Source organism: Gordonia sp. (in: high G+C Gram-positive bacteria) (genome assembly GCF_047602025.1).
Classification (GTDB): domain Bacteria; phylum Actinomycetota; class Actinomycetes; order Mycobacteriales; family Mycobacteriaceae; genus Gordonia.
The window spans coordinates 1,172,443-1,184,621 of the sequence record NZ_JASGII010000001.1; the positions used below are offsets into that span (position 1 = coordinate 1,172,443).

General features: G+C 68.1%; 10 protein-coding genes. 8 read left to right on the plus strand and 2 right to left on the minus strand.

The annotated features are described in order from the left end of the window. The first annotated feature begins 80 nt into the window (after positions 1-80). The 3 genes from QM728_RS05815 (at position 81) to clpX (ending at position 2,760) form a co-directional block, all read left to right on the plus strand. Complete coding sequence (locus tag QM728_RS05815) at positions 81-671, plus strand: ATP-dependent Clp protease proteolytic subunit (RefSeq protein WP_415031093.1); 591 nt, start codon at positions 81-83, stop codon at positions 669-671. A gap of 31 nt (positions 672-702) precedes the next feature. Next, on the plus strand, positions 703-1,374 hold the full coding sequence (locus QM728_RS05820) for an ATP-dependent Clp protease proteolytic subunit (protein ID WP_415031094.1): 672 nt from the start codon (positions 703-705) through the stop codon (positions 1,372-1,374). Positions 1,375-1,479: 105 nt separating this feature from the next. After that, on the plus strand, positions 1,480-2,760 hold the full coding sequence (gene clpX / locus QM728_RS05825) for an ATP-dependent Clp protease ATP-binding subunit ClpX (RefSeq protein WP_415031095.1): 1,281 nt from the start codon (positions 1,480-1,482) through the stop codon (positions 2,758-2,760). Between the two features lie 96 nt (positions 2,761-2,856). On the opposite strand, the gene QM728_RS05830 is transcribed toward clpX, so the two are convergent. Next, the gene (locus QM728_RS05830) at positions 2,857-3,285 is read right to left on the minus strand and encodes a hypothetical protein (RefSeq protein ID WP_415031096.1); all 429 of its coding nucleotides are present in this window, start codon (positions 3,283-3,285) and stop codon (positions 2,857-2,859) included. 210 nt (positions 3,286-3,495) lie between these two features. On the opposite strand from QM728_RS05830, the gene QM728_RS05835 reads away from it, so the two are divergent. The 3 genes from QM728_RS05835 to QM728_RS05845 are packed head-to-tail and all read left to right on the plus strand — an operon-like array spanning position 3,496 to position 7,978. After that, positions 3,496-6,153, plus strand: coding sequence for a valine--tRNA ligase (locus QM728_RS05835; RefSeq protein WP_415031097.1), 2,658 nt, complete (start codon positions 3,496-3,498; stop codon positions 6,151-6,153). Then, positions 6,150-7,577 carry a bifunctional tetrahydrofolate synthase/dihydrofolate synthase gene (gene folC / locus QM728_RS05840; protein ID WP_415031098.1) on the plus strand — a complete coding sequence of 476 codons (1,428 nt, stop codon included), beginning with the start codon at positions 6,150-6,152 and terminating at the stop codon, positions 7,575-7,577. Before QM728_RS05835 ends, folC begins: the two co-directional genes overlap by 4 nt. Next, complete coding sequence (locus QM728_RS05845; protein WP_415031099.1) at positions 7,574-7,978, plus strand: DUF4233 domain-containing protein; 405 nt, start codon at positions 7,574-7,576, stop codon at positions 7,976-7,978. Before folC ends, QM728_RS05845 begins: the two co-directional genes overlap by 4 nt. Here the strand turns inward: QM728_RS05845 and QM728_RS05850 are convergent. After that, a complete protein-coding gene (locus QM728_RS05850) occupies positions 7,975-8,367 on the minus strand; it encodes a hypothetical protein (protein ID WP_415031100.1) in 393 nt (130 codons plus the stop codon). The two genes, QM728_RS05845 and QM728_RS05850, sit on opposite strands and share 4 nt — an antisense overlap. A gap of 108 nt (positions 8,368-8,475) precedes the next feature. Between QM728_RS05850 and ndk the strand changes: the two genes are divergently transcribed. Together ndk and QM728_RS05860 are read left to right on the plus strand one after the other, a co-directional pair. Then, positions 8,476-8,895 (plus strand): nucleoside-diphosphate kinase, encoded by a 420-nt coding sequence (gene ndk, locus QM728_RS05855; protein WP_415031101.1) that lies wholly within the window; start codon positions 8,476-8,478, stop codon positions 8,893-8,895. Positions 8,896-9,282: 387 nt separating this feature from the next. After that, positions 9,283-12,135 carry a translation initiation factor IF-2 N-terminal domain-containing protein gene (locus tag QM728_RS05860; RefSeq protein ID WP_415031102.1) on the plus strand — a complete coding sequence of 951 codons (2,853 nt, stop codon included), beginning with the start codon at positions 9,283-9,285 and terminating at the stop codon, positions 12,133-12,135. Positions 12,136-12,179: the final 44 nt, after the last annotated feature.

Sequence of the window (12,179 nt, forward strand, 5' to 3'; positions counted from 1 at the left end):
CCCGGCCATTGGTTAGTGTCGGTGCAAGCACCAATGCGAGATCGATCAGACCGCGAGATGAATCCCGAAGGCAGGAACCCGTGAGCAATTCCCCGATCCACACCGCGATGTCCGCCGGCGTCGCCGGCCTGACGTTGAACGACTCGGTCTACGAGCGACTGCTGCGCGAGCGCATCATCTTCCTCGGCACCCAGGTCGACGACGACGTGGCCAACCGGCTGTGCGCGCAGATCCTGCTGCTGTCGGCGGAGGCGCCGGACAAGGACATCCAGTTCTACATCAACTCGCCCGGTGGCTCGGTCACCGCGGGCATGGCCATCTACGACACGATGCTGCTGTCGCCGTGCGACATCTCCACCTACGCGATGGGCATGGCCGCGTCGATGGGCCAGTTCCTGCTGACCGCCGGCACCAAGGGCAAGCGGCACGCCCTGCCGCACGCGCGGATCATGATGCACCAGCCGTCGGCGGGCATCGGCGGTACCGCCGCCGACATCGCCATCCAGGCCGAGCAGTTCGCGCAGACCAAGAAGGAAATGAACGAACTCAACGCCAAGCACACCGGGCAGCCGCTGGAGAAGATCGAGGCCGACGCCGACCGCGACAAGTGGTTCCGCGCCGAGGAGGCCAAGAAGTACGGCCTCGTCGACCACGTCGTCACCTCCCTCTAGCCACCGACACCTTCGACTTCGAAAGAGCATCATGAGCAACGACGTGAACCAGACCGGCGTCCCGGCATCGGCGCAGGCCATGCGCGATCTGCAGGCGCGCTACATCCTGCCGAGCTTCATCGAGCAGACCCCGACCGGCCACCGGCAGTACGACCCGTACGCCAAGCTGTTCGAGGAGCGCATCGTCTTCGTCGGCACCCCGATCGACCAGACGGTCGCCAACGACGTGATGGCGCAGTTGCTGGTCCTGGAGTCCCAGGACCCCGACCGCGACATCACCATGTACATCAACTCGCCCGGCGGCAGCGTGCACGACATGCTCGCCATCTACGACACGATGCAGTACGTGCACTGCGACATCATGACGGTCTGCCTCGGCGAGGCGGCGTCGGCGGCGGCCATCCTGCTGGCCGGCGGCACCCCCGGCAAGCGCGCCGCGCTGCCCAATGCGACCATCCTGATCCACCAGCCGCGCACCGGCGGCGCCTTCCAGGGCCAGGTCTCCGACCTGGAGATCCAGGCCGCCGAGATCGAGCGCATCCGCAACCGTCTCGACGAGATCCTGGCCGGCCACACCGGTCAGAAGGCGTCGAAGATCCGCGAGGACACCGACCGCGACAACATCCTCACCGCCGAGCAGGCCAAGGAGTACGGAATCATCGACGAGGTCTTCGGATACCGCAAGAAGTCGATGAAGAAGTAGTGGGAAGAATCCGGCGACATTCGCTCTAAGTAACTCGAAGTCCGAACACAAGGCGGGTACCGTCGGTGTACCGGCACGACAGGCAGCAGGGAAGTAGGTAGCACCATGGCTCGAATCGGAGACGGTGGCGACCTGCTGAAGTGTTCGTTCTGCGGCAAGAGTCAGAAGCAGGTCAAGAAGCTCATCGCTGGTCCCGGCGTCTACATCTGCGACGAGTGCATCGACCTGTGCAACGAGATCATCGAGGAAGAGCTCGCCGAGAACAGCGACGTCAAACTTGACGACCTGCCCAAGCCGATCGAGATCCGCGACTTCCTGGACAACTACGTCATCGGCCAGGACAACGCGAAGCGGACGCTGGCCGTCGCGGTCTACAACCACTACAAGCGGATCCAGGCCGGGGAGAAGAAGGACGCCAAGACGGGGGAGACTGTCGAGCTGGCGAAGTCCAACATCCTGATGTTGGGCCCCACCGGCTGTGGCAAGACCTACCTGGCGCAGACGCTGGCCAAGATGCTCAACGTCCCCTTCGCGATCGCCGACGCGACCGCGCTCACCGAGGCCGGCTACGTCGGCGAGGACGTCGAGAACATCCTGCTGAAGCTGATCCAGGCCGCCGACTACGACGTCAAGCGCGCCGAGACCGGCATCATCTACATCGACGAGGTCGACAAGATCGCCCGCAAGAGCGAGAACCCGTCGATCACCCGCGACGTGTCCGGCGAGGGCGTGCAGCAGGCGCTGCTGAAGATCCTCGAGGGCACGCAGGCGTCGGTGCCGCCGCAGGGCGGGCGCAAGCACCCGCACCAGGAGTTCATCCAGATCGACACGACGAACGTGCTGTTCATCGTGGCCGGCGCGTTTGCCGGGCTGGAGAAGATCGTCTCCGACCGCGTCGGCAAGCGGGGCATCGGCTTCGGCAACGAGGTCAGCACCAAGGACGAGGTCGACACCACCGACCACTTCGCCGAGGTCATGCCCGAGGACCTGATCAAGTTCGGTCTGATCCCCGAGTTCATCGGCCGTCTGCCGATCGTCGCGTCGGTGACCAACCTGGACAAGGGTTCGCTGGTCAACATCCTCGCCGAGCCGAAGAACGCGCTGGTCAAGCAGTACACCAAGCTGTTCGAGATGGACAACGTTGAGCTGGAGTTCTCGGGCGACGCCCTCGAGGCGATCGCCGATCAGGCCATCCACCGGGGGACCGGTGCCCGTGGCCTGCGCGCGATCATGGAGGAAGTCCTGCTGCCCGTCATGTACGACATCCCCAGCCGCGACGACGTCGAGAAGGTCGTCGTCACCGGTGACACGGTCCGCGACAACGTCCTGCCGACCGTCGTGCCGCGCAAGAAGCCGCGCACCGAGCCGCGCGACAAGACCGCCTAGCTTCCTCCCGCACGAATCAGCAAATCCCGTATCGATCGGTGCGGGATTTGCTGATTCGTGCGGGATTTGCCTGCCACCCCGGTTGGTTGGCGTAAGTCATTGTGCGATTTCCATTCGAACTCCGGCCGACCGGAGCCTGTCCATCCCGCTGCCATTGAGGAGTGCCCGCGGGCAGACCATCCAGGCTGAACGGTCGACTCGGCCCCAGATCTCGGCTAGGTCGCCGTGGAGCTCGACCCGGTCGATCGTGGCGAACGACACCCGCTCGTAGATGATCCCGTCCAGCACCACGTCGAGATAGTCGGGCCCGAAGGCCGCCGAGTATGTGTATGCCGGCTGCTCATATCCGCGGTCGAGGGCGGTGTGGTACCGATCACGCAGCCTGCGCAGCGTCTTTCGTCGAGTGAAGCCGAACACCACCAAGCTTGCCGTGAAGGCGATGCCGGGTGCGATCCACCACCCCCGGCGTCGTCGGTTCCAGCGGGGGCAATCACCGCGGCGACCAATGCGGTGGCGCATGCCCACGCCAAAGCGCCGACGTACGTGAGGATCACGCGCTTCGTCGATTCCCTTACTTGACCGACCATGTCGAGGAGCTGAGCGGCAGTGATCTCGAGAGTGACATCGGGCTCGTTGAGCTTGGGAAACGCCTGAGCGGCGGCAGGGGACATGGGCTGAATCGTACAAACCCGCCCCCTGCACGGCAGCCCCTTCGTCATCCTTAGAATTGACGCCGTGACTACCCCCGACGCGACGAGCGCGCTGCCCGCTGCCTGGAACCCTGCCGACCACGAGCAGGAGCTGTACCAGGGCTGGGTAGACGCCGGGTACTTCACCGCCGACGCGTCGAGCGACAAACCGCCGTTCTCCATCGTCATCCCGCCGCCCAACGTCAACGGGTCGCTGCACATGGGCCACGCCTACGAGCACGTCCTGATGGACGCGCTCAGCCGTCGTCGGCGCATGCAGGGCTACGAGGTGCTGTGGCTGCCCGGTATGGACCACGCCGCGATCGCGATGCAGACGATGGTCGAGCGCAAGCTCGCCGACGAGGGCAAGACCCGCGACGATCTCGGCCGCGACGCGTTCATCGAGCGCGTGTGGCAGGAGAAGGAAGCCATCTCGGGCAGCATCGCCGGCCAGATGCGCCGCCTCGGCGACAGCGTCGATTGGTCGCGCGAGCGATTCACCATGGACGACGGCCTATCCAGCGCCGTGCACACCATTTTCAAGCAACTCTTCGACGACGGGCTGATCTACCAGGCCGAGCGCCTGGTCAACTGGTCGCCGACCCTGCAGACCGCCGTCAGCGACATCGAGGTCAAGTACGAAGACGTCGACGGCGAACTCATCTCCTTCCGCTACGGCTCGATGAAGGACGACGAGCCGCACATCGTCGTCGCCACCACGCGGCTGGAGACGATGCTCGGCGACACCGCGATCGCCGTGCACCCCGACGACGACCGGTACGCGAAACTCGTCGGCACCGAGTTGGAGCACCCGTTCCTCGACCGTCGGATCCCGGTCATCGCCGACGACTACGTCGACCCCGAGTTCGGCTCCGGCGCCGTCAAGATCACCCCGGCGCACGACCCGAACGACTTCGCCATCGGCCAGCGCCACGACCTGCCGATGCCGACGATCCTCGACGAGCAGGCCCGCGTCGTCGACACCGGCACGCGGTTCGACGGGATGGACCGCTTCGCGGCGCGCAAGGCCGTGTGCGAGGCACTGCGCGAGCAGGGCCGCATCGTCAAGGAAGTCCGCCCGTACCAGCACAGCGTCGGCCACTCCGAGCGCACCGGCGAGCCCATCGAGCCGCGGCTGTCGATGCAGTGGTGGGTGGCCGTCGAGTCGCTTGCCAAGCGCGCCGGCGATGCCGTCCGCGACGGGGAGACCAAGATCCACCCCGAGTCGATGGAGCCGCGCTGGTTCGGCTGGGTCGACGACATGCACGACTGGTGCATCTCGCGCCAGCTGTGGTGGGGCCACCGCATCCCGATCTGGTACGGCCCCGACGGCGAGGTCGTCTGCCCGGCACCGGGGGAGGAGCCGCCCGCCGGCTACACGCAGGAGACCGATGTCCTGGACACGTGGTTCTCCTCGGGCCTGTGGCCGTTCTCGACGATGGGCTGGCCCGACGACACCGCCGACCTGCGCAAGTTCTATCCGACGTCGGTGTTGGTCACCGGCTACGACATCCTCTTCTTCTGGGTCGCCCGGATGATGATGTTCGGCACCTACGTCGGCGCCAAGGACACTGCGGGCCTCGCGCAGCGCGACGCCAAGGTGCCCTTCACCGACCTGTTCCTGCATGGGCTCGTGCGCGACGAGCACGGTCGCAAGATGAGCAAGTCGCGCGGCAACGGCATCGACCCGCTCGACTGGGTCGAGCGCTTCGGCGCCGACGCCCTGCGCTTCACCCTGGCCCGCGGCGCCAACCCGGGCAGCGACATTTCCGTCGGCGAGGACCACGCGCAGAGCTCGCGCAACTTCGCGACCAAGCTGTTCAACGCCACCAGGTTCGCCTTGATGAACAACGCGACCTGCGCGGGCGGCCTGCCCCCGCGCGAGCAACTCACCGACGCCGACCGGTGGATCCTCGGCCGACTCGACGAGGTGCTCGCCGAAGTCGACGCCGGCTTCGAATCCTTCGAGTTCGCCAAGGCCTGTGAGGCGCTGTACCACTTCGCGTGGGACGAAGTCTGCGACTGGTACCTGGAGTTGGCCAAGGTCCAGATCGGCGACGACGCCCTCAAGGACTCGACCGCCCGCGTCCTCGGCGCCGTCCTCGACCCGCTGCTGCGCGCCCTCTCGCCGGTCATGCCGTTCGTCACCGAGACCCTGTGGAAGGCGCTCACCGGCGGCGAGTCCGTCGTCATCGCGCAGTGGCCCCGGCCCAGCGGCCTGCCGAGCGACGAGAAGTCCGCGGCCTCGATCGAAGACCTACAGAAGTTGATCACCGAGGTGCGCCGCTTCCGCAGCGACCAGGGACTGCGCCCGGGGCAGCGGGTCGCCGCGAAGATCAGCGGCCTCGACACCGCGGGCCTGGCCGACAAGCGCCACTTCCTCGACTCCCTCGCCCGGCTCGACCCGGCGCAGGACGGCTTTACCGCCACCGCATCGATCGAGGTGCGCCTGAGCGAGGAGACCGTGCTCGTCGACCTCGACACCTCCGGGACCGTCGACGTCGAGGCGGAGAAGCGCCGCGTCGCCAAGGACCTGGCCGTCGCCGAGAAGGAGATGGCCACGACCACCGCCAAGCTCGGCAACGAGCAGTTTCTCGCCAAGGCGCCCGACGCGGTCGTCGAGAAGATCCGCGCGCGACAGGCGCTCGCGCAGGAGGAGATCGCGCGGCTGGGCGCCAAGCTGGCGGCGTTGGGCGGCGCGTGAGCGGCCCCGAGCCCGACGAGGTCCGGCGGCCGGTGGACCCGGGCGACCTGGCTGAGCTCGCCGAAGTCGAGGCCGAACTCGACACCCGCTGGCCCGAGACCAAGATCGAGCCGTCGCTCACCCGCATCACCGCGCTGCTCGACCTGCTCGGCTCGCCGCAGCACAACTATCCGTCGATCCACATCGCCGGCACCAACGGCAAGACGTCGGTGACCCGCATGATCGACGCGCTGCTCACCGCGATGCACCGCCGCACCGGGCGCATCACCAGTCCGCACCTGCAACTGGCCACCGAGCGCATCTCCATCGACAACGCGCCGATCAGCCCGCGCGCCTACATCGACGCCTATCGGGAGCTCGAACCGTTCATCACCATGGTCGACGACTCGTCGACCGAGGCCGGCGGCCCGCGCATGAGCAAGTTCGAAGTCCTCACCGCGATGGCGTACACCGCCTTCGCCGAAGCGCCCGTCGACGTGGCCGTCGTCGAGACCGGGATGGGCGGCCGCTGGGACGCGACCAATGTCGTCGCGTCGCAGGTGCAGGTCATCACGCCCATCGCGATGGACCATGCCGACTATCTCGGCGACACGCTGGCCGCCGTCGCGGGGGAGAAGGCCGGAATCATCAAGGGCGCCGACCCCGACGCGCTGATCCCGGTCGACCCGGTCACGATCCTGGCGCCACAGGCCCCCGAGGTGGCCGAGGTGCTGTTGCGCGAGACGGTCGAGGCGGGCACGATCGTCGCCCGCCAGGACTCGGAGTTCACCGTCCTCGAGGCACGGACCGCCGTCGGCGGCCAGATGCTTGAACTGCAGGGCCTGGGCGGGGTGTATCCGGAGATCTTCCTACCGCTGCACGGAGCGCACCAGGCTGCGAACGCCTCGCTCGCCCTCGCCGCGGTCGAAGCGTTCTTCGGCGCGGGCCCCGACCGCCAGCTCGACGTCGACGCGGTGCGCGCGGGCTTTGCGTCGATGACCAACCCCGGGCGACTCGAGCGCGTCCGCAGCGCGCCGACGGTCTATCTGGACGCCGCCCACAACCCGCACGGCGCGCAGGCGCTGGCCCGGGCGCTGACCGAGGAGTTCGACTTCCAGCGACTTATCGGCGTCGTGTCGGTGTTGGGCGACAAAGACGTCGTCGGACTGCTCGAGGCGTTGGAACCCGTCCTCGACAAGGTCGTGCTTACCAACAACGGCTCGCCCCGGGCGCTCGACACCGCGACGCTGGCCGACGCGGCCGAGCCGATCTTCGGCGAGGACCGCATCGTCGTCGAACCATTCCTGCCCGACGCCGTCGAGCAGGCCATCGCGCTGGCCGAGGAGAATGAGGGCGGGCCGCTCTCGGGCACCGGCGTCATCATCACCGGCTCCGTCGTCACCGCGGGCGCCGCCCGCTCGCTGTTCGGAAAGGAACCGGCATGACCGACGAACCCGCGCAGCGCTTCACCCCGCCCACCAACGACCCGTGGAAGGGCTTTCGCGGCGTGATGAGCGGCCTGCTCATCCTGCAGGCCATCGTCGTCGGTCTGGCGTTCCCGGTGGTCGCGACGATCGGGGGAGGGCTCACCGGCGTCGCGATCGCCTACCTTGTCGCCCTGATCCTCGCGCTCGTGCTGGCCTGCGGCGTCCAGAACCGGCCGTGGGCGCTCGCCCTCAACTGCGGCCTCACGCTCGTCACCATCGTCGGCGGCCTGATCCACTGGTCCATCGCGGCCATCGGACTGATCTTCGCGTGTGTCTGGGCCTACATCGTGTACGTCAGAAACGACGTCGCCCACCGCGAGGCCGCGGGGCAACTGCCCGGCCAAGAGCCGATCGACTAGCTCAGCTTCTCGACGACGAAGTCGAGTTGCGTGCCCATCTTGTCGACCGTGGTGGCCAGCTGGTCGACCTTGGTGTCGAGCTGGTCGACTTTGGTGTCGAGCTGGTCGACTTTGGTGTCGAGGTGGTCAACCTTGGCCTCGATCGAGTCGAGTCGATTGCCGTGGTCGGTGAGTGTTGTCTCGATCGAGTCGAGGCGGGCGCCGTGATCGGTCAGTGTTGTCTCGATCGAGTCAAGACGGTTTCCGTGGTCGGTGAGTGTCTCGGTGATCGTGACGAGCTGTCCGCCGTGGTCGGCGAGTGTTTTGGTGATCGTGACGAGCTGTCCGCCGTGGTCGGCGAGAATCTCGTAGATCGATTCGATGTCGTTCTCGATTTGCTTGGCCCTCATCTGATCCCCCCGGATCGGTCGTCGTCCGCCTAGATTACGCCCGCCCGCGGCCCGGCGGAACCGCCCGAGTTCACCTTGTGGATAACTCATCTGGTTACTATCTCCTGCGTGACCGAACGCACCCTGGTACTGATCAAGCCCGACGGCGTGGCCCGCGGCCTCGTCGGCGAAGTCATCCGCCGCATCGAGAGTAAGGGCCTGTCCCTGGTCGCCCTCGACCTGCGCACCGCCGAGCGCGAGGTGGCCGCCGGTCACTACGCCGAGCACGAGGGCAAGCCGTTCTACGGCGACCTCCTCGAGTTCATAACGTCGGGCCCGCTGATCGCGGCCGTCGTCGAGGGCCCGCGCGCGATCGCCGCATGGCGACAGATCGCCGGTGGCACCGACCCCGTCGAGAAGGCGACCCCGGGCACCATCCGCGGCGACTTCGCGTTGGAGACCCAGAACAACCTCGTCCACGGCTCGGACTCGCCCGAGTCCGCCGCGCGCGAAATCGCACTCTGGTTCCCGGACCTCGCCAAGGCCTGACGTCGGTCGGCGCCCCGCCGTCGGCGCGGGGATTCTCCGGATCCCGGAGTGATGTGGGATACTGGCGGTGTTGCGACCGACACATCCGTGTCCCGTCGCAGCACGGTGACGGACCACCGCCCGCGAGAAGCTTCGCGAGCAGGACCTCCCCACGGCAACGAACCGCTCCCACAAGGGTTCACCGCGGCGTCGAGGTTCGTGTTCCACGTTCACCACGAGGAGCGTTTCGCGCGTTCTGATCGGGCGTATTCCCGGTCGAACACCGATCCGCACCGGAAGACCAGCCACGCGGTCGCCGCCGTTTCGCGGCGCGACCCATAACCGCATACCGCATGAGCCCCCGAGTGGCCGCGCCAGTTGACGCGCCCGGGGGTGCAAGGAGAATACGTGACCGAGAACGGGTCGCCGGCCGACGCGAACGCGTCGACCCAGGCAACAGAACTTCCCGACAAAATGCGCGTCCACGCCCTGGCGAAGCTGCTGGGGTCGACCAGCAAAGAGGTGCTCGAGCACCTCGAGGCGCTGGGTGCACAGGTGAGCAGCGCCTCGTCCACCGTCGACAAGGCGACCGCCGAGCGCGTCGTCGAGCGCGTCGGCGGACTTCCCGCCGCGGCCGACGCCCCCGCCGATTCGGGTCTGTTCTCGGCGGCAGCCGCGGCGACGGATGCGCCGATCGTCGCCGCCGCGCCGGATGCGGCCAATCCGCTCTTCCTGCCGCCGGACCCCGCCGAGGCAGTCCCCGTCGCGGCCGGTGCGGCCGACTCCGACGAAGCCGGCGATGACGAGGACCAGGCGGACGGCGGAGACTCCGACGACCAGCCGAACCGCGCCCGCCGTCGCCGTCGTGGCCGTCGTGGCCGTGGCCGCGGTCGCGGCGATGCCGCCGCCGAGGGCGCCGAGAACGAGAACGAGGACGAGGCCGCCGACGACACGTCCGACGCTGCCGGCGATGAGAAGCCGGCTGTGAAGAAGGCCGCGGCCAAGAAGGCGGCCGCGAAGAAGAAGAAGACCGACGACGCCGACGGTGACACGTCCGAGGACGACGCCGAGAACGCCGAGGCCGACGAGAACTGTGATGACGAGGATGGTGCGACCGCGACCACCAAGCGTCGTCGCCGCCGTCGTCGCCGCAAGGGCGGGGGAGAGGGCGGCGAGGACGGCTCGCCGGACGATCCCCCGAACACCGTCGTGCACGAACGCGAGCCGCGCAGCAAGCGCGCCCGCGACGAGGTGCAGGGCATTTCCGGATCGACCCGGCTGGAGGCCAAGCGCCAGCGCCGCCGGGACGGCCGCGACGCCGGCCGTCGGCGACCGCCGATCCTGAGCGAGTCGGAGTTCCTGGCCCGCCGTGAGGCCGTCGACCGCGTGATGGTCGTGCGCGAAAAGGTGCACGCCGTCGCCGACAAGGCCCACGAGGACTACACCCAGGTCGCCGTGCTCGAGGACGGCGTCCTCGTCGAGCACTTCGTGACCACCGCCAACTCCACGTCGATGGTCGGCAACATCTACCTCGGCCGCGTGCAGAACGTGCTGCCGGGCATGGAGGCCGCCTTCGTCGACATCGGCCGCGGCCGCAACGGCGTGCTCTACGCCGGCGAGGTCAACTGGGAGGCCGCCGGGCTCGACGGCGGGTCGCGCAAGATCGAACAGGCCCTCAAGCCGGGCGACAACGTGCTGGTGCAGGTCTCCAAGGATCCGGTTGGCCACAAGGGTGCCCGGCTCACCACGCAGATCTCGTTGGCCGGCCGCTACCTGGTGTACGTGCCCGGCGGATCGTCGACGGGGATCAGCCGGAAGCTGCCCGACGTCGAGCGCAAGCGCCTCAAGTCCATCCTGGGCAAGATCGTGCCCGAGGGCGCCGGAGTGATCATCCGCACCGCATCCGAGGGCATCAGCGCCGAGGACCTCGAGGCCGACATTCAGCGGCTCGAGGCCCAGTGGAAGAAGATCGAGGCCGACTCCGAGGCGGCGACCAAGCCGGGCAAGGGCGGCAAGGCGAAGTCGGTGGCGCCCAAGGCGCTGTACGAGGAGCCCGATCTGCTCGTCCGCGTCGTGCGCGACCTGTTCAACGAGGACTTCAAGAAGCTCGTCGTCGAGGGCCCGACCGCCTGGAGTCTCGTCGAGCGCTACATCGGCGACGTCGCGCCCGACCTGATGGACCGCGTCGAGAAGTTCGAGAAGACCGCCCCCGACGCCCCCGACTCCTTCGTCGTGCACCGCATCGACGAGCAGCTCGCCAAGGCGCTGGACCGCAAGGTCTGGCTGCCCTCGGGCGGCACGCTCATCATCGAGCACACCGAGGCCATGACGGTGATCGACGTCAACACCGGCAAGTTCACCGGTTCCGGCGGCAACCTCGAGGAGACGGTCACCCGCAACAACCTCGAGGCGGCCGAGGAGATCGTCCGCCAGATGCGCCTGCGCGACCTGGGCGGCATGATCGTGGTCGACTTCATCGACATGGTCCTCGAGTCCAACCGCGACCTGGTGCTGCGCCGACTCACCGAGTCGCTCGCCCGCGATCGCACCCGCCACCAGGTTTCCGAGGTCACCTCGCTGGGCCTGGTGCAGATGACGCGCAAGCGCCTGGGCACCGGATTGCTGGAGGCGTTCTCCACCACGTGTACGCACTGCTCGGGCCGAGGCGTCATCGTGCACGCCGACCCCGTCGAGGTGCGTCCGTCCGACGACGGCGGTCAGGGCGGCGGGTCGAAGCGCTCGCGACGCAAGAAGGGCGGCGCCAAGTCGGAGACCGCGGCGGCCGAGTCGAAGGCCCCCGCACAGGAGCACCCGCTGTTCCGTGCGATGCACGCCCACATCCACGAGAACGACGAAGACGGCGCCGACATCGAGCAGGTCGACATCGAGCAGGTCGACGTCGAGACCGAGACCGCGACCGTCGAGCCGGTAGAGGTCGTAGAGACGGCTGAGTCGGCCGAGGCTGAGTCGGCCGAGGCCGAGGCCGTCGAGGTCGCCGCCACGCCTGCGTCGGAACCCGTCGAGCAGCCCAAGGCCGCCGACGTCGCCAAGTCGCGCCACCGCCGCGTGCGCCGGGCCCCGGTGTCGACCGGATCGGGCACGACCATCGTGATCGGCGAAGGCGACCAGGACGACGCCCCGGCGCTGAGCAAGACGACCGTCGCCGCCGCTTCCTCGGACGAAGAACCGGTCGCGGTGGTGCGACGGAAGCGCCGTCGCGCGGCCAGCCGGCCGTCGGGCGCACCCGAGCACGAGGAGTGAGCGCGCTCACGCCGCGGGGCCGGTTCGCCGGTTTGACCCGCGGC

Excerpts from the sequence above, each read along its gene's own strand:
- QM728_RS05820 (WP_415031094.1), top strand. The coding sequence starts at position 703 with ATGAGCAACGACGTGAACCAGACCGGCGTCCCGGCATCGGCGCAGGCC.
- clpX (WP_415031095.1), top strand. The coding sequence starts at position 1,480 with ATGGCTCGAATCGGAGACGGTGGCGACCTGCTGAAGTGTTCGTTCTGC.
- QM728_RS05845 (WP_415031099.1), top strand. The coding sequence starts at position 7,574 with ATGACCGACGAACCCGCGCAGCGCTTCACCCCGCCCACCAACGACCCG.
- QM728_RS05850 (WP_415031100.1), bottom strand. The coding sequence starts at position 8,367 with ATGAGGGCCAAGCAAATCGAGAACGACATCGAATCGATCTACGAGATT.